Annotated in this window: 18 protein-coding genes and 1 other annotated feature; of the genes, 15 read left to right on the forward strand and 3 right to left on the reverse strand. The window is 41.2% G+C overall.

Annotated features, from left to right (window positions below; translation table 11 throughout):
• Nucleotides 1–4 precede the first annotated feature (4 nt).
• The 4 genes from DXB43_RS04060 to DXB43_RS04075 all read left to right on the forward strand — a co-directional run bounded on the left by DXB43_RS04060 (nt 5) and on the right by DXB43_RS04075 (nt 3,963).
• Nucleotides 5–754 (forward strand): DeoR/GlpR family DNA-binding transcription regulator, encoded by a 750-nt coding sequence (locus tag DXB43_RS04060; protein ID WP_022242619.1) that lies wholly within the window; start codon nt 5–7, stop codon nt 752–754.
• Nucleotides 751–1,665, forward strand: coding sequence for a 1-phosphofructokinase (gene pfkB, locus DXB43_RS04065; RefSeq protein WP_117946878.1), 915 nt, complete (start codon nt 751–753; stop codon nt 1,663–1,665). Before DXB43_RS04060 ends, pfkB begins: the two co-directional genes overlap by 4 nt.
• A gap of 18 nt (nt 1,666–1,683) precedes the next feature.
• Nucleotides 1,684–3,594, forward strand: coding sequence for a PTS fructose transporter subunit IIABC (locus DXB43_RS04070; RefSeq protein ID WP_117946879.1), 1,911 nt, complete (start codon nt 1,684–1,686; stop codon nt 3,592–3,594).
• A 111-nt stretch (nt 3,595–3,705) separates the two neighbouring features.
• The gene (locus DXB43_RS04075) at nt 3,706–3,963 is read left to right on the forward strand and encodes an HPr family phosphocarrier protein (RefSeq protein ID WP_117697112.1); all 258 of its coding nucleotides are present in this window, start codon (nt 3,706–3,708) and stop codon (nt 3,961–3,963) included.
• A gap of 124 nt (nt 3,964–4,087) precedes the next feature.
• On the opposite strand, the gene DXB43_RS04080 is transcribed toward DXB43_RS04075, so the two are convergent.
• Nucleotides 4,088–5,575, reverse strand: a complete 1,488-nt coding sequence (locus DXB43_RS04080) for a hypothetical protein (protein ID WP_117946880.1) — start codon at nt 5,573–5,575, stop codon at nt 4,088–4,090.
• 184 nt (nt 5,576–5,759) lie between these two features.
• Nucleotides 5,760–6,062, forward strand: a binding site (T-box leader).
• 79 nt (nt 6,063–6,141) lie between these two features.
• Here DXB43_RS04080 and trpE point away from each other — a divergent pair.
• From trpE to trpD, 7 genes are read left to right on the forward strand one after another with little or no spacing between them, the layout of a single operon-like run.
• Nucleotides 6,142–7,548 (forward strand): anthranilate synthase component I, encoded by a 1,407-nt coding sequence (trpE, locus tag DXB43_RS04085; RefSeq protein WP_117946881.1) that lies wholly within the window; start codon nt 6,142–6,144, stop codon nt 7,546–7,548.
• The gene (locus DXB43_RS04090) at nt 7,545–8,114 is read left to right on the forward strand and encodes an anthranilate synthase component II (protein ID WP_117946882.1); all 570 of its coding nucleotides are present in this window, start codon (nt 7,545–7,547) and stop codon (nt 8,112–8,114) included. Before trpE ends, DXB43_RS04090 begins: the two co-directional genes overlap by 4 nt.
• Before the next feature lie 3 nt (nt 8,115–8,117).
• On the forward strand, nt 8,118–8,930 hold the full coding sequence (gene trpC, locus DXB43_RS04095; protein ID WP_117946883.1) for an indole-3-glycerol phosphate synthase TrpC: 813 nt from the start codon (nt 8,118–8,120) through the stop codon (nt 8,928–8,930).
• An 11-nt stretch (nt 8,931–8,941) separates the two neighbouring features.
• Nucleotides 8,942–9,553 carry a phosphoribosylanthranilate isomerase gene (locus tag DXB43_RS04100; protein WP_117946884.1) on the forward strand — a complete coding sequence of 204 codons (612 nt, stop codon included), beginning with the start codon at nt 8,942–8,944 and terminating at the stop codon, nt 9,551–9,553.
• A complete protein-coding gene (gene trpB, locus DXB43_RS04105; protein WP_022242610.1) occupies nt 9,546–10,733 on the forward strand; it encodes a tryptophan synthase subunit beta in 1,188 nt (395 codons plus the stop codon). Before DXB43_RS04100 ends, trpB begins: the two co-directional genes overlap by 8 nt.
• A gap of 10 nt (nt 10,734–10,743) precedes the next feature.
• Nucleotides 10,744–11,535, forward strand: a complete 792-nt coding sequence (trpA, locus tag DXB43_RS04110; protein ID WP_117946885.1) for a tryptophan synthase subunit alpha — start codon at nt 10,744–10,746, stop codon at nt 11,533–11,535.
• Between the two features lie 14 nt (nt 11,536–11,549).
• Nucleotides 11,550–12,563 carry an anthranilate phosphoribosyltransferase gene (trpD, locus tag DXB43_RS04115; protein ID WP_117946886.1) on the forward strand — a complete coding sequence of 338 codons (1,014 nt, stop codon included), beginning with the start codon at nt 11,550–11,552 and terminating at the stop codon, nt 12,561–12,563.
• A gap of 258 nt (nt 12,564–12,821) precedes the next feature.
• Here the strand turns inward: trpD and DXB43_RS14995 are convergent, their stop codons facing one another.
• Nucleotides 12,822–13,016, reverse strand: coding sequence for a hypothetical protein (locus DXB43_RS14995; protein WP_147337963.1), 195 nt, complete (start codon nt 13,014–13,016; stop codon nt 12,822–12,824).
• 211 nt (nt 13,017–13,227) lie between these two features.
• Between DXB43_RS14995 and DXB43_RS04120 the strand changes: the two genes are divergently transcribed.
• Nucleotides 13,228–13,767 carry a biotin transporter BioY gene (locus tag DXB43_RS04120; protein WP_117946887.1) on the forward strand — a complete coding sequence of 180 codons (540 nt, stop codon included), beginning with the start codon at nt 13,228–13,230 and terminating at the stop codon, nt 13,765–13,767.
• On the opposite strand, the gene sigG is transcribed toward DXB43_RS04120, so the two are convergent.
• Nucleotides 13,746–14,531: an RNA polymerase sporulation sigma factor SigG gene (gene sigG, locus DXB43_RS04125; protein ID WP_022242606.1), complete on the reverse strand. Its 786-nt coding sequence runs from the start codon at nt 14,529–14,531 to the stop codon at nt 13,746–13,748. The two genes, DXB43_RS04120 and sigG, sit on opposite strands and share 22 nt — an antisense overlap.
• Nucleotides 14,532–14,705: 174 nt before the next feature.
• Here sigG and DXB43_RS04130 point away from each other — a divergent pair, with 174 nt between their 5' ends.
• The 3 genes from DXB43_RS04130 to argS all read left to right on the forward strand — a co-directional run bounded on the left by DXB43_RS04130 (nt 14,706) and on the right by argS (nt 17,906).
• The gene (locus DXB43_RS04130; protein WP_117946888.1) at nt 14,706–15,155 is read left to right on the forward strand and encodes a hypothetical protein; all 450 of its coding nucleotides are present in this window, start codon (nt 14,706–14,708) and stop codon (nt 15,153–15,155) included.
• A 65-nt stretch (nt 15,156–15,220) separates the two neighbouring features.
• Entirely contained in the window at nt 15,221–16,069 is an 849-nt protein-coding gene (gene dapF, locus DXB43_RS04135; RefSeq protein ID WP_117697129.1) for a diaminopimelate epimerase, read from the forward strand.
• A 67-nt stretch (nt 16,070–16,136) separates the two neighbouring features.
• Nucleotides 16,137–17,906 carry an arginine--tRNA ligase gene (argS, locus tag DXB43_RS04140; protein ID WP_117946889.1) on the forward strand — a complete coding sequence of 590 codons (1,770 nt, stop codon included), beginning with the start codon at nt 16,137–16,139 and terminating at the stop codon, nt 17,904–17,906.
• Nucleotides 17,907–17,916: the final 10 nt, after the last annotated feature.

Consider the following 17,916-nt stretch of genomic DNA (forward strand, 5'->3'; position numbering starts at 1 on the left):
TGATATGCTGACAGAGGAAAGATATGGAAAAATCCTTTCCCTGCTGGAAGAACAGGGCAGTGTTAAAGTAACTGAGCTGATGCAGCTTTTCGATGCTTCCGAGTCAACGGTACGAAGAGATTTGAATACTTTAGACGAAAATGGAAAGCTTTTGAAGGTTCATGGCGGTGCAATTTTAAGAGGAACAGTTTTTCATACACAGGATGATGATGTGCCACTTCGAAGAAACATGCATCGTGATGAGAAGGCAGCTATAGCGAAGTATGCAGCATCCTTAATTACAGCAGATGATTTTATTTATCTGGATGCAGGAACTACAACAGACTGCATGATTGATTTTATGGATGTGAAGCCATCCTGTGTGGTAACCAACGCAGTAGCCCATGCAAAACGGCTCTCTGAACTGGGATGTGAGGTTTATATCATCGGCGGAGAGTTCAAGGCATCCACAGAAGCGGTGGTAGGTGCTGAGGCAGTGGAGTCCTTGGATAAATATAACTTTACAAAAGGCTTCTTCGGAACCAATGGAATTAATGTAGAAAAAGGATATACCACACCAGATGTGAAAGAGGCTATGGTAAAGAAGAAAGCAATGGCAAATTGCAGACAGTGTTATATCCTGGGAGATAAGAGTAAATTTGCACAGATATCCAGTGTGACATTTGCACCATTTGCTTCAGCAGATGTGATTACAACAGGTCTTACCTTAGAGTCTTATCGGAAGTATAAAAATATAAAGGAGGTGGAAGAATGATTTATACCGTAACTTTTAATCCGTCACTGGATTATGTGGTGGATGTAAAAACCTTCAAAACCGGTCAGGTAAATCGGACGGAACAGGAGAAAATGTTCCCGGGAGGAAAGGGAATCAACGTGTCCATCGTATTGAAGCATCTGGGAATAAAGAGTACCGCATGGGGCTTTTTAGCTGGCTTTACCGGAGAAGAAATCAGCAAGCGTCTGGATGAAGAGGGGGTAAATACCGATTTCATTCAGGTAGAGGAAGGAATATCAAGAATTAATGTGAAGCTTCGGTCCACAGAAGAAACAGAAATCAATGGCCAGGGACCGATGATCCGCAGCACAGATATCGGGAAGCTTTATGCTAAATTAGATACCTTAAAAACCGGAGATGTGCTGGTACTGGCAGGAAGTATACCGGATATTATGCCGCAGTCCATATATATGGATATCATGAAATACCTGGAAGGAAAGGATGTCATGATTGCTGTAGATGCAACCAGAGAACTTCTGGCAAATGTACTTCCGCTTCATCCATTCCTGATTAAACCGAATAATCATGAATTAGGACAGTTATTTGGTGTGACAATCAGCAGCAAAGAGGATGTAAAGAAATACGCAGCGAAGCTGCAGGAGCAGGGTGCAAGAAATGTACTTGTTTCCATGGCAGGTGACGGGGCTGTGCTTTTGACAGAAGAGGGAAAAGCTTTTGAGAGCGAAGCTCCGAAGGGTAAAGTAAAGAATTCCGTAGGAGCAGGAGATTCCATGGTGGCAGGTTTCCTGGCAGGATATTTAAAGAATAAGGATTATGCGCAGGCGTTTAAGATGGGAGTCTGTACCGGAAGCGCCAGTGCATTTTCAGAAGAACTTGCAACGAAAGAAGAAGTAGAACAATTATTAAAGAATCATGCATTTCCATTTTAAGAAAAAGGAGGAAGGTATATGAGAATCAGAGATTTGCTGGCACCGGAAAGCATTCAGTTGAATGGTTCAGCAACCGGAAAGGAAGATGTATTAAACCAGATGGTTTCCCTGATGGTAAAGAGTGGAAAAATTACAGATGAAGAGACTTACCGGAAAGGAGTCTTTGCAAGAGAGGAAGAGAGTACCACAGGAATTGGAGAGGGCATTGCAATTCCTCATTGCAAATCAGCAGCCGTAAAGAAACCGGGATTAAGTGCAATGGTATTAAAGGATGGGGTAGATTTTGATGCCTTAGATGGAGAGAAAGTTCATTTAATATTCTTAATTGCAGCACCGGATACAGAAGATAATGTACATCTTGATGTATTAAGCCGTCTGTCTGTTCTTCTGATGGATGAGAATTTCACCAACGGATTAAAACAGGCAGCTTCGGTAGAGGAATTCTTAAAAGTCATTGATGAAGCAGAGTCTGAGAAGGAAGAAAAGGAAGAACAGAAGGAAGCAGAAATAAAGGAACCGGAAGTAAATCAGAAAAAGATTCTTGCAGTAACCGGATGTCCGACTGGAATTGCCCATACATACATGGCAGCAGAAAGTCTGGAAAAGAAGGCAGCAGAATTAGGTTGCTTTATTAAGGTGGAAACAAGAGGCTCCGGCGGAGCAAAAAATGTGCTTACTGCAAAAGAAATTGAAGAGGCAGACTGTATTATTGTAGCAGCCGATACCAAAGTCCCGATGGATCGTTTTGCCGGAAAACCGGTTATCATCTGTCAGGTTTCCGATGGAATCAGTAAAGCAGATAAATTAATACAGCGCGCTATGGCAAAGGATGCACCAATTTATAAAGGCAGCGGCGAAGCATCAGAAAGTGAAAGCATGGGTGGAGAAAGTTTTGGACACAAAGTTTACAAGCATCTGATGAATGGTGTTTCCCATATGCTTCCGTTTGTTGTCGGTGGTGGTATTATGATTGCCATTGCATTCTTAATCGACAGCTTTGGTGTAGACCTTGCATCACTTCCTACGGATGAGCGTGCTAATTTTGGTACAATTCTTCCGGCAGCAGCATTCTTTAAGTCCATTGGAGGACTGGCATTTGGCTTTATGCTTCCTGTACTGGCTGGCTATATTGCCATGAGTATTGCAGACCGTCCGGGACTGGTAGTAGGTTTCGTTGGAGGAGCAATTGCAGCAAATGGAAAATCAGGTTTCCTTGGAGCCTTAGTAGCCGGATTTGCCGCAGGTCTTATCATCCAGTTATTAAAGAAAATCTTTGACAAACTGCCAAAAGGCCTGGATGGATTGAAACCGGTTCTACTGTATCCGCTGCTTGGTGTATTGTTAATAGGTGCATTGATGACCTTTATCATCGAACCACCGGTCGGAGCTTTGAATATTGCAATTAATACAGGACTGGCACATATGAATGGTGTAAGCTCGGTATTACTGGGAGCATTGGTAGCTGGAATGATGGCTGTGGATATGGGTGGTCCTTTAAATAAGGCAGCATATGTATTTGGAACTGCATCCATTGCCGCTGGAAACTATAATATTATGGCAGCCGTTATGATTGGAGGTATGGTACCACCAATTGCCATTGCACTTGGAACCTTATTTTTCAAAAATAAATTTACAGCAGAAGAAAGAAAAGCCGGACCGACAAACTTTATTATGGGATTATCCTTTATTACAGAAGGTGCAATACCGTTTGCAGCAGCGGATCCGCTGCGCGTGATTCCAGCCTGTGTGGTAGGTTCTGCAATTGCAGGAGCAATGTCTATGGCATTTAACTGTACACTGATGGCACCACATGGTGGAATCTTCGTATTCTTAGTAATGGGTAATGCAATCTGGTATCTTTTATCATTGATTGTAGGTTCAGCAGTATCTTGTCTGCTTTTGGGATTGTTAAAAAAGAAGATTGTATGATATAATAAATGATGTACTCACGAATAGTGAGCATAAGCGAGTCAAAATACTTGCAAATTAAAACTATGGTATAAAAAACGGGAAAAAATATAACTTTTTAGGAGGAAGAACATGAAGGAATTTACTTACACAATCACAGATGAGCAGGGAATCCATGCAAGACCGGCAGGATTACTGGTAAAGGAAGCTGCAGGATTTGCAAGTGCAATTACCATTGAAAAGGATGGTAAGAAAGTAGATGCAAAGAGAATCCTTGGCGTTATGGGGCTGGGTGCTAAGAAAGGTGCAGAAATCACACTTCGTGCTGAAGGTGAAGATGAAGATGCAGCAATTGAAAAATTAAGTGCATTCTTACAGGAGAATCTGTAAAGCCAGGAAGAATATTTAAGCTGAAGTGCATTTCGGAAAAGGTGTTCACAGCGATGAAAAGGGACCTGTCACTTATGATAAGTGGCAGGTCCTTTTATGATGATTTGTATTGTTTTAAAATTCCTTAGTTATTTGAGATAAATGTTAATTCATCAGAGGAATAGAATGTCTCATAAGAATCATAATCACGTACTTCAAATTTAATAGAAGCATTGGTTACATCATCAATAGATGTAATATCATCATTTGCTTCAATTGACATAAAGGTACCGGTTCCAGGAAGAAGATATCCATATCCGTAATCATCCTGCATAAAGTCATTGATTGAGAAATCATCGGATTCAGCAACACAGGTTTTATCTGTAGTGTTCTCAATATAGAATACAAATACAAGTGTATCATCCCAACCGGTTGTTGTGCCGACATAATATGCATTGATGCCATTAGAGGAATCTAATGCAACTGCACCCGGAACAGAGGAAATAGAGAATGGGGTATAGGAATCGGAAAGATTGATATCCTGTACAACACCATCATCAATCAAAGTATCATAAGTATCAGAATCATAGAAGCTTACCTGAAGTTTAATATTATCGATGCTGTCAAAACCGGTTAAAGTGAAATCATCAGAAGAAATGCTAAGTTCTTCGTTGCTTTTTTTGCCGGCAGCGACGTCACCTGAAATATAACCATACATGGTTACACCATTGATTGCACAATAATCAACATTGATTCCAAGGTCGTTAGAAGTATTGTTTTCAACAGTAACTTTAATTTCCGGAATTACAGAATCATCATAGTAGCTGTATACAATACTGGTAGCTGTAATGGTAACATCATTAGCTGAGTATAATACAACATTATCTAAAGGAACTTCTTTGTCATCGCCATAGCTGTAATCACTGTCATCATAGTCATCACTATCATCTGAATCGGAATCAAAATCAAAGTCATCAAGATCAGATGTGATACCACTGTTGTCAAAAAGTTCTTTTCCAGCATTGCTTAAGGTTTTAGAAACATTGATAACTGCATATACAATAACACCGATAGAAAAGATGGTTGCCAGAATGGAAATGATTAATCCGGCAATTGCTGCACCACGAAGGTCACGGTTCTTACCCATTCCAAGAATGGAAAGAATGATAGCAGCGATACCAAGAATGATTCCGATAATTGGAACAAACCATCCGAAAGGTAAAGCAGCGATACCAAGAATCAGACCAAGGACACCAAAAACACAGGATTTTTTCGGCGCATCACCGTTGATATTGTAGGAAGGTGCTGCATTGTAGCTGTTTCCATTATAGGTGTTTCCATTGTTAAATGCCTGCTGTCCGTAATTTGGCTGATTGTAAGCAGACTGATTATAGTCGTTCTGATTAAAGCTGTTTGGACTATAATCGTTCTGGTTGAATGCCTGCTGCTGATTTGCATTTGGTGCATCATAGGTCTGAGGACCATTGTCCGGCTGGTTGTAAATCTGCTGCTCAGGAGCCGGCTGACCATAGTTCATCTGAGCATTGTTGTCTGGGCTGGGAGTTCCGGCAGGTTCATTTCCGGAAAAACCATTTGGGTTGTCGTTTACATTTTCTCCATTTAAATTATACATAACTTTCTCCTTTTCATATATTATGTGAATGGTTACACTCTACTAAGGTATCATATTAAAGTCAGCTTGACAATGTTTTTCTTTTTTTTGCGTTTTTTTACAGAAAAAAATCAAAAATTTATAAAAATACATTGACATCATCACTTTACAGTGATAAACTATGCTCAATTAATGAACTGAATAAATAAAATCAGTGAGCAAAAGTAGTACGGTAAATGATTTCTTTACAGAGAGCCGGCGTTGGTGGAAGCCGGTAAGATAGTTTATTCGGAATGGATTTGTCAGATGCAAAGTGAACAATAGTAGCGGATGCCGTTTTCCCACGTTACAGGGACGAGGATATCGAAGGAGACTTCTGTATCCAAGAGGTTATGTTTGAATTAGTGGCGGATATTTTCTGATTGAAAATATCCGCTTTTTTAGTTACTTACAGGTAAAAAGCAGACATAGCGAAGATGGGTGGCACCACGCGATAAGCGTCCCTGACTGGAAAAGAACATTTTCCGGTCAGGGACTTTTTCTTTGCACGAGCAGCATTTATAAAGCCGGTTTATAGGAGGATGATTATGGTAAGAAACAGAAAAGTATTCAAAAAAACAGTGAGCATTGTCAATGAAAAATCAACAGACATGTACGAAAGTCTGGTAGGAGATAAAAAAGGCTTCCTGTTAGAAAGTTACGATAAGAATTATGACCGCTATACTTTCTTTGGCATGGAGCCGGAAGAAATTGTAACATCAAGAGGAAATGCACTGGTGATTACAAAAGCAGATGGCACAGAGGAAGTAAGAGAAGGAAATCCGCTGGAGCGTCTGAAAGAATATTACAGTGAATTTCATATCGAAAAAGAAGACGAAGAGCTGTCCTTCTCCGGCGGACTGGTTGGAAATCTTGGATATGATTTCGTAAGATATTCTGAAGTGCTTCCGGACAATAACCCGGATGAAATCGGAATCGAAACCATACAGATGATGTTGATGACTTCTTTCCTTATGGTAGACCATGTAGCAGAAACACTGACTGCTGTAGTATTAGAAGAGCCTTCGGAAGAAGGAAGAGAGCAGGCAATGGAAAAGGCAGGACAGATGATAAAGAAAGCCATGGAGAAGAAGGAATGCAAACGGAACTTCTACCACGATGGAAAAATTATTAAGAAGTCAGACAGTATCGAAGAATATGGCGAAAAGGTAGAGAAAATCAAACATTATATCAGAGAAGGTCATGTGTTCCAGACCGTATTGTCACAGCGCTGGACGATTGAAACCAGACAGACCGGTTTTGAATTATATAAGGAATTAAGAGAATTAAATCCTTCTCCATATCTTTATTATTTTAATTACGGAACCTTTGAAGTAATCGGAAGTTCACCTGAGATGATTGTAAAGAAGCAGGGAAATAAAGTGTTCACCTGTCCGATTGCAGGAACCCGGAAGAGAGGAAAAGATGAAGCAGAAGACAAACGGCTACGGGATGAACTACTTTCCGATGAAAAAGAGCGGGCAGAACATGTTATGTTAGTAGACCTTGCAAGAAATGATATGGGAAGAATCAGTGAATTTGGAACCGTAAAGGTAACACAGTTTATGGAAGTACAGAATTATTCCCATGTAATGCATATTGTTTCCCAGGTAGAGGGACGCAAGAAAGGAGAATCTCATCCATTAGATTTGGTGGCATCCTTCCTTCCGGCAGGAACCTTAAGCGGAGCACCAAAGATTCGGGCCATGGAAATCATTGATGAATTAGAAAGTGTACGAAGAGGCTTGTATGGTGGAGCAACCGGTTATATTGATTTCGGTGGAGACATGGATTTCTGTATTACAATCCGGACCATGGTAAAGAAAGGAAATGAGGTATACCTTCAGGCAGGAGCCGGAATCGTAGCAGATTCCGTACCGGAAAATGAATATTATGAATGCTGCAATAAAGTAATGGCATTGGCAAAGACTTTGGTTGAGGAGGAGAACTTATGATACTGCTGATTGATAACTACGATTCATTTACCTATAACCTGTATCAGTATATAGGAACTTTTACGAAGGACATTATCGTAAAACGGAATGACAAGATTACAATAGAAGAAATCCGCACCATAAACCCGGAACGCATCATTCTTTCTCCGGGACCAAAAGCACCGAAGGATGCCGGCATCTGTATGGATGTGGTGAAGGAATTTTATAAGACAATTCCAATCCTTGGCATCTGCTTAGGACATCAGTGTATCGGGGAAGCCTTTGGCGGCGTAGTGAGCTATGCAAAGGAATTATATCATGGAAAACAGTCCCTGATTGCCCATGACGGCACAGGAATCTTTCAGGGAATTGAAAGCCCGATTCAGGTGGCAAGATATCATTCCCTGGCTGTTCAGAAAGATAGTCTTCCGGCGTGTCTTGTGGTAACGGCGGAGACAGAGAATGGCGAAATCATGGCAATGCGCCATAAAGATTATCCGGTAGCTGGATTACAGTTCCATCCGGAATCCATTTATACACAGCATGGGAAGCGTATGATAGAGAATTTCTTAAACGGGAGGATATAGAACATGATATTAGATGAAATTGTTGCAGATAAAAGAGAGCAGCTTTTTCGGGATAAGCAGAAAACAGATCTGACCGTGATGCGGACATTAGCGGAAGAGAAGTTAAGAGAAGAGGCGGAAAAGAAAGAAAAGATAAGAAGCTTTTATCAGAATCTTGCCAAAGATGGACTTTCCATTATCGGAGAATTTAAAAATGCATCCCCAAGCCTTGGAAAGATAGAAAGCAGGATTACATTGGAAGAGCGGATGGAAGATTATACCGCTTCTGTGGATGCGGTATCCTGCCTGACAGAGGAGAAGCATTTCCTTGGAAATACTGATTATTTCCGGAAAGTAAGAAATCTGACTCCGCTTCCAATGTTACGGAAAGATTTTATGATTGAAGAATATCAGTTTTATGAAGCAAAAGCCATTGATGCAGATGCGGTATTACTGATAGCAGCAATCTTAGATGACAAGGAAATGTATGACTTTTATCAGCTTGCAAAGGAATTAAAGTTAGATGTACTGGTGGAAACCCATGATGAATGGGAAATGGAACGGGCATTGAAGCTGGATGCAGACATCATTGGAATCAACAACCGTAATCTTAAAGATTTTACCATTTCGCTGGAACGAACCAAAACACTTTCTAAGATGGTGCCAAAGGATAAACTCTTAATCGCAGAAAGCGGAATTGTAAGAGATGATGATGTGGCATATCTTGCAGATTGCGGTGTCAGCGGATTCTTAATCGGAAGAGCATTTATGGAACATGAAAATCCCAAGGCGCTGGCAGCCCACTGGAAACAGGTTTATAAGGAAGCCGCAAAGTAAGGAGAAATGGCATGACAAAGATTAAGATTTGTGGCATCACAAGAGAATCTGAGACAGAAGTGCTGAACCGGATGCAGGTAGATTATGCAGGCTTTGTATTCTTTGAAAAAAGCAAACGAAACGTTTCGATAGAACAGGCAAAAGAAATTAAGAAACATTTGAATCCTTCTATTAAAACTGTGGCAGTTACAGTAAATCCCGCACCGGATTTGATAGATGAAATTATAGAAGCGGGTTTTGATATTCTGCAGATACATAAGATGCAGGAATTCCCTGAAAATCTTAAAATTCCGGTCTGGGTAGCATATCAGGTGCGAAGCAGGGAAGAAGCAGAAGAAATAAATGTTCCGGATGGTACTTCCGGCATTTTATTAGACGCACCGGAATATGGCAGTGGAAAGACTTTTTCCTGGCAGGATTTTCCGATGAAAAAAAGAAGGGAATGGCAGGAAAGAAGGATACCATTTATTTTAGCCGGCGGCTTAAGCAGTGAAAATGTAGAAGAAGGTATCCGGTTATTTGAACCTGATGTAGTAGATGTCAGTTCTTCGGTAGAAGGAGAACATGGAAAAGATTATAAAAAAGTAGAAGCATTTGTAAGAAAGGTGAGAGAACATGAATAAGAAGAGTTATTATGGAGCATTTGGTGGACAGTATGTAGCAGAATCATTGATGAATACTTTAAAAGAGTTGGATGATGCTTTTGAAAAGTATACAAAGGATGAAGAATTTTTAAAGGAAGTGGACTATTATCTGAAACAATATGTAGGCAGAGAGACACCACTTTACTTTGCAAGCCGCTTAAGTGAAGCATACGGAACAAAGATATATTTAAAGAGAGAAGATTTAAATCATACCGGAGCCCACAAGATTAACAATGTAATCGGTCAGATTCTTCTGGCTAAGAGAATGGGAAAGACCAAAGTAATCGCAGAGACCGGAGCAGGACAGCATGGCGTGGCAACTGCAACCGGAGCAGCTCTTTTTAATATGGAATGTACCGTATATATGGGAGCGGAGGATATGAAACGTCAGTCACTGAATGTAATGCGTATGGAAATGCTGGGAGCTAAAGTAGTGCCGGTTACATCCGGAAGTAATACCTTAAAGGATGCTACTAATGAGGCAATTCGTACCTGGGCAAAAACCGCAGAGGATACCTTTTATGTAATCGGTTCCGCTGTTGGACCGTATCCTTATCCGAAGATGGTAAAATATTTCCAGAGCGTCATCAGCAAAGAAGCAAAGAAACAGATTTTAGAGCAGGAAGGAAGACTGCCTGATGTGGTTATGGCATGTGTTGGCGGAGGTTCTAATTCTATCGGAATGTTTGCAGATTTTATTGAAGAAAAGGATGTAAAACTGATTGGTGTAGAAGCTGCCGGAAAGGGAATTGAGACAGGGGAGCATGCCAGTGCCATGGCATTGGGCGAGCCTGGCGTATTACATGGTATGCGTTCCTATTTATTACAGGATGAGGATGGAAATGTGCAGCTTGCCCATTCCATTTCCGCAGGACTGGATTATCCGGGGGTTGGACCGGAGCATGCCTATCTTAAGGACAGCGGCAGAGCAGAATATGTTGCAATCAAGGATGATGAAGCCATGGATGCATTAATGGAGCTTTGTAAATTAGAGGGTATCATACCGGCAATCGAAAGTGCCCATGCAGTGGCATATGCAAAGAAGCAGGCGAAGAAAATGAAGCCGGATGATATTATGGTGGTTTGCCTTTCCGGAAGAGGCGACAAGGATGTAAATACAATTGCAGATTATCTTGCAGGAAAGGGTTATTTAAATTAGGAGGTGCAGCATGAACAGAATCGAAGAAAAATTAGCACAGTTAAAAGAACAGAACAAAAAAGCATTTATTACATATATGACAGCAGGAATGCCGGACTTTGATAAAATGCAGGAGATTATCCGCACACAGGAGCAGGCGGGGACAGACATCATCGAGCTTGGAATTCCATTTTCAGACCCGGTAGCAGACGGTCCGGTTATTCAGGATGCTTCCTATCATGCCATCTTAAAAGGTGTGAATTTAAAGAAAGTATTAGAAGCCATGAAAAAGCTTCGCAGTGCAAAAATTGAGATTCCAATTGTATTTATGATGTATTACAATACCATACTTCACTATGGTGTGGAAGCCTTTGTGGATGCATGTATTGAAAGCGGAGTAGACGGACTGATTATTCCGGATCTGCCATTAGAGGAACAGGATGAGATAAAGGAATTTTTACAGAAGGAAAATGCACCGATTCTTATCCAACTGGTATCTCCGGTTTCGAAAGACAGAATTCCTGAGATTTTAAAGGATGCAAGAGGATTTGTTTACTGCGTATCTTCCATGGGTGTAACCGGACAGGAAGCAACCTTCCATAAGAGTGTAATTGATTATCTTGGCAGTGTAAAAGAAGTATCAAAGATTCCTGTTATGATGGGCTTTGGTATCCGTACTGCAGAGGATGTTGCACCGATGAAAAATATTATCGACGGAGCAATTGTAGGCTCACATTTCATCAGACTGATGGAAGAAAATGATTATGATTTACAGACAATTGGAACTTATTGTGGCACATTTAAAAAAGAACTGAATCAGTAAAGGAGAAATTTACGATGAAAGAATATATTGAACTGGTTGCAGAAGGAAAAGATTTAACAGAAGAACAGGCAAAAGCAGCAATGGAAATCTTATTAAGCGGGGAAGCATCCCAGGCACAGATTGGTGCTTTTTTAATGGGACTCCGTATGAAAGGTGAGACATTAGATGAATTAACCGGGTTTGCAGGAGTGCTCAGGGATAAGGCAGATACTATTTCACCGAAGGTTTCTAATTATGTGGATCTGGTTGGAACCGGTGGAGACTGTACTTATACTTTTAATGTGTCTACCACTTCTGCATTTGTCGTTGCAGCAGCCGGACTCCCGGTAGCAAAGCATGGCAATCGTTCCATTTCTTCAAAGAGCGGAGCCGGTGATGTATTAGAGGCACTGGGCGTAAATATTATGGCAGAGCCTGCAAATGTAGAAGCCTGCGTGGAGAAAGCCGGAATCGGATTTATGTTTGCACAGCTCTTTAACAAATCCATGAAATATGTAGGTCAGGCAAGAAAGGAAATGGGTGTGCGTACTGTGTTCAATATTTTAGGACCTCTTGCCAATCCTTCCAGAGCAAAAAATATGGTGGTAGGTGTTTATGATGCAGCCCTGACAGAAAAAATTGCCCTTGCCATGAGCAGGCTTGGCGTTGAACGTGCCTTTGTAGTAAGCGGCAAAGACAATATGGATGAAATCACAACAACAACTGAGACCGTAATATCTGAAATCAAGGATGGAAAAGTAAATACATTTACCATAACACCGGAGCAGTTTGGTTTAAAACGTGCTTCCTTAGAAGAACTGCGTGGTGGCGATGGAACAGAAAACGCCGCTATCACAAAGAAAATTCTCTCCGGAGAAGAAAAAGGCGCAAAACGCGACATCGTATTACTGAATGCCGGAGCAACCCTGTATGTTGGTGGAGCAGCATCCACCATTGAAGATGGAATCACCCTTGCAAAAGAAGCAATCGACAGTGGAAAAGCAGCAGGGAAGTTATCAGAGCTGGTGAAGGTATCAAACGAAGCGTAAAAACAGAAATAAAGCTGCACCGTAAAAACGGAATGTTAACCTTTTGCAAATATAGGTTGACAATATAAGCCAGAATACCATATAATACCCTATGGATAAAATCTATAGGGTATTTTTAGGCGATTGTGAAAAGAAATACCAATATTACCAATAAAATATTCAGATATTCAAAGGACTATATTTTATCCGGCACCAGATGTCAGCAATTCTTAGCGGCATGTTTTCCTTGAATGCAGACTGTCTTTCCGTTGCTTTGACTTAGATAGCGGCACTGTCCGTTGAATACGGATGCAGCCGAACGTCTGCAAGGGGCACTAAGAATTTCGGAACATATATGGATTCGTCTGGCAACCGGCGCATATTTACATCCATGTTCAGATGCGCCTCGCTGGCACATCCCTGTGCCAGCGTTGCCGGGTGACAGACGAAATTCCAAGTGCCCCTAACAGTCATTCTAATGCATCCGTACCTTCAACGGACAGCACCGCTATCTTGTCAAACATTGGAAAGACTGTTTTCATAGCAAAAAGGAAAACATGCTGTTTAGAATTGCGGCATCTGGTGGCTTAAAAGATATGTCCTTTGAATAGCTGAAATTTTAGTGAATGATAGGGTATTTCCTTTCATAATCGCCTGAAAAAAACACAATGATAGGAGCATTATTATGGAAAAAAGAAAAATAACAACACAGCAGATGGCACTGGTAGCAATCATGACAGCGCTGACCTGTATCCTGGCACCATTTTCATTGCCGATTGGTCCGGTACCAATTTCCCTTACCAATCTGGTTATTTACTTCTCATTGTATTTACTGGGTTGGAAGCTTGGAACGTTAAGCTACGTCATTTACCTTCTGATTGGACTGGTTGGTGTACCGGTATTTTCAGGATTTACCGCAGGACCGGCGAAACTTTTTGGCCCAACCGGTGGATATTTAATCGGATTTATTCCAATGGCAATCATTGCCGGTATTGTAATTGATAAATATACTGAGAAATGGCTCTTATGTCTGCTGGCAATGATTGTTGGAACGATTGTCTGCTATGCATTAGGAACAGCATGGCTTGCTTATGAAGCGAAGATGGACATGATGGCAGCATTATGGGCTGGTGTAATTCCTTTTATTCCTGGTGACCTGGTGAAAATGGCACTGGCAATTTTAATTGCACCAAAAATCAGAGCTCAGGTATGCAGGGCAAGATAATTTTTCATAGTCTTTAGAGCAGTTTTTTCCAGACGGCTGACCTGAGCCTGGGAAATATGAATCTCATCAGCAATCTCCATCTGGGTTTTGCCTTCAAAGAACCGTAGCTTAACGATATGATTTTCTCTGTCGTTGAGCCGGTTCATTGCATCGGAGAGGGCAAGCCCTTCCACCCAGTTATCTTCTTTATTCTTTTTATCACTAATCTGATCCATCACATAGAGTGTATCACCACCATCCGTATAGACCGGGTCATAAAGACTGACCGGACTTTGAATGGCATCTAGGGCATAGACGATTTCCTCTTTGGTAAGTCCGGCTTCTTTTGCAATTTCCTGTAAAGTAGGCTCCTGCATGGAATTCTTCATCAGGATTTCTTTGGCATGAATGGCTTTATAGGCAGTATCCCGCAGGGAACGGCTGACACGGATGCTGTTGTTATCCCGCAGATAGCGGCGGATTTCGCCAATAATCATAGGGACGGCATAGGTGGAAAATTTTACCCCCAGTGTATCATCAAAATTGTCAATGGACTTAATCAGTCCGATACATCCAATCTGAAAGAGGTCATCAATATTTTCCTGATTTCCGGAAAAACGTTTAATCACACTTAAGACCAGACGAAGATTCCCTTTGATATATGTTTCCCTTGCAGTCATATCCCCCTGTTTGATTCTGGCAAATAGAGCAGCCTTTTCTTCTTCCTTTAGGATTGGAAGCTTTGCGGTATTTACACCGCAGATTTCAACTTTGTAGACGGACATGATGCGTACCTCCGGGTTAAAATGTTTTTGCAGCCATTGGCTGATACAGAAAGGATGTCCTTATTTACATAAAAATATGCCGAAAACAATAAAAATTTAATAATTTTTCATCTTGAAAAACGAATGAGTGAAAGCTATGATATACATAAAGAGAAAAAATGGAAGTGGAATAATATGCAGGATGCAATAGATAAGAGAAATGAAAGAGATCGAATTGCTCATAGTATTGTGAAACGCTGGAATGTTCATTACATGTCGGAAGAAGAGATTTTAGCCGCACGCAAGAAACAGCAGGATGAACAGCGGGCACAGGAGATTCTTGATCGTCTTGCAAGAGTGGCTGCAGAGGAAGAAGAAAAAAAGCAGCGTGAGATTGATGCGGCAGTAAGGCAGCAGATTGAGGAAGAAAGAGCACGTTTACAGAAAGAAGAAGCAGATGAAACGATTTCAGATGATAAGTTATCTGCTATTTTAGGAGAAAAGAGTCCTGAACGAAAAGAAACACCGCAGGCAGCGGAAGTGTCACAGGAGGTGGAAACACCGCAGGTGGTGGAGAAACAGACAGACAGTGGAGAACAAGTGCCTGAGGTCATAGAAGCGACCGTTGAAACAGAACAGGAATAAGTCGGGTTCTAACGGACAATATCTCATTCATATATTGTAATAAGAAGTAAAACTGGAGCATAAGTATGGATGATGCCTTGCTGTTACAGAAGTATCATGGATTAGGAAATGATTATCTTGTACTCGACCCGAATAAGAATAAGATACATTTATTGGAACGTCATATTGTAAAGCTATGCAGAAGAAATATTGGTGCAGGAGCTGATGGCATTTTATATGGACCGATATGGCAGGATGAGAAGCTTTATGTAAAGATATTTAACCCGGATGGAAGTGAAGCAGAGCGCAGCGGAAATGGTGTTCGGATTTTTGCAAAATATTTATTAGATGCCGGATATATCAGACACAGACCGTTTAGCCTTTATACCAAGGCAGGCGAAGTAAGGATTGATTTTTTAAATGAAGACGGAAGTCTTATGAAAGTAAATATGGGAATACCACAATTTACCGGAGGGGTACTTGCTTATGTAGGTACGCCTCCGGAAATTATAAACAGGCCTCTGGTTTTTCATGACCATCCTTACCGGGCAACCTGTGTTTCCATGGGAAATCCGAACTGCGTGATTCATTTAGATGAAATCAGTAAAGAAAAGGCAATGGAATTAGGACCTTATGTGGAAAATGCATCTTATTTTCCAAACCGGATTAATATGCAGCTTTGTAAAGTAATGGATAGAGGTCATATCCGGGTGGAAATCTATGAGCGGGGAGCCGGATATACCTTAGCTTCCGGAACCGGAGCCTGTGCAGCAGCGGCAGCATCCCATAAGCTGGGACTGGTGGATGACAGAATTGAAGTCACGATGCCGGGTGGGCAGTTACTGATAGAAATCGGAGAGGATGGCAGCGTGTTCCTTACCGGAGAGGTGCAGAAAATCGGAACAATTCTGATGGCAGAACACTTTCTGGCGTAGTTGACAACTGCTTGCCTTTGAGTATAAAATGGAAAAATAGAATGCTCAGAAAGGAACATGAGAAAGAATGAGAAAGATACTGGATTTAATAACAGATGAGATGGTGAAAGCATTTGAAGCAGCCGGACTTGATGCAAAATATGCAAAAGTAACTGTTTCAAACAGACCGGACTTATGTGAATATCAGTGCAACGGCGCTATGGCTGCTGCAAAAGAATATAAGAAAGCACCGATTATGATTGCGGAGGAAGTAGTAGCACAGCTTAAGGATAACGCAATGTTTGAATCCGTAGAAGCTGTAAAACCTGGCTTCCTTAACTTAAAGCTGAATAATGAATTTGTGGCTTCCTATATCAGTAAGATGCAGGAGGATACAGAGCGTTTAGGCTGTGATAAGGTGGAACATCCAAAGACCATCATGATTGACTATGGCGGACCAAACGTTGCAAAACCACTTCATGTAGGACATTTACGTTCTGCTATTATCGGTGAAAGCATCAAACGTATTGGTAAATTCATGGGACACAATATGATTGGTGATGTGCATCTGGGAGACTGGGGTCTTCAGATGGGACTGATTATTACTGAGTTAAAGCTTCGTAAACCGGAACTTTGCTATTTTGATGAAAATTATGAGGGAGAATATCCGGTTGAGCCTCCATTTACCATTTCCGAGCTGGAAGAAATTTATCCGACAGCCAGCGGAAAATCCAAAGAGGATGCAGCTTATAAAGAAGCTGCCATGCAGGCAACTTATGAATTGCAGCATGGGAGAAGAGGCTATCAGGCATTACTTTCCCATATTTTAAATGTATCTGTAACGGATTTAAAGAAGAATTATGCTAATTTAAATGTATCTTTTGAATTATGGAAGGGTGAGTCTGACGCACAGCCATATATCCCGGACATGGTACAGAAGATGAAGGATGACGGTTATGCATATATCAGTGATGGTGCACTGGTAGTAGATGTCAAAGAAGAGACTGATACGAAAGAAATCCCGCCATGTATGATTTTAAAATCCGATGGGGCTTCTCTTTATAACACAACAGACCTTGCTACGATTGTATGGCGTATGAAAGACTATCATCCGGATAAAATTATCTATGTAGTGGATAAACGTCAGGAGCTGTATTTTACACAGGTGTTCCGTTGTGCCAGAAAGACACATCTTGTGGATGATGATACAGAGCTTCAGTTTTTAGGTTTTGGTACCATGAATGGAAAAGACGGAAAACCATTTAAGACCAGAGAGGGTGGTGTCATGCGGTTAGAGACACTGCTTTCCAGCATCAATGATGAGATGTACCGCAAGATTACAGAGAACCGTACGGTAGAAGAAGCGGAAGCAAAGGCAACCGCAAAAGTAGTTGCACTTTCTGCAGTAAAATACGGAGACCTTTCCAATCAGGCTTCCAAGGATTATATTTTTGATATCGACCGTTTTACTTCATTTGAAGGAAATACAGGCCCATATATTCTTTATACGATTGTCCGGATCAAATCCATTCTGAACAAATATAAAGAAGCAGGAAAAGAAGCAGGAACAGCAGCAATTCTTCCGGCACATTCCGAAAGCGAGAAGGCATTGATGTTAGAGCTGACCCGTTTCAATGCCATGATGGAAAATGCCTACGAAGAGACAGCACCACATAAGGTATGTTCTTATATCTATGACCTGGCAAATGCATTGAATCATTTTTATCATGAGACAAAGATTATGGCAGAAGAAGACGAGGCAGTGCAGGCTTCCTATGTTCGTTTATTAACACTGACCAGGCGGACATTAGAGGTTTGTATCGATGTATTAGGTTTCTCTGCACCAGACAGAATGTAAAGGAAAATAT

It is taken from the genome of Roseburia sp. OM04-10BH, assembly GCF_003462605.1.
In the GTDB taxonomy this organism is placed as follows: Bacteria; Bacillota; Clostridia; order Lachnospirales; family Lachnospiraceae; genus Roseburia_C; species Roseburia_C amylophila.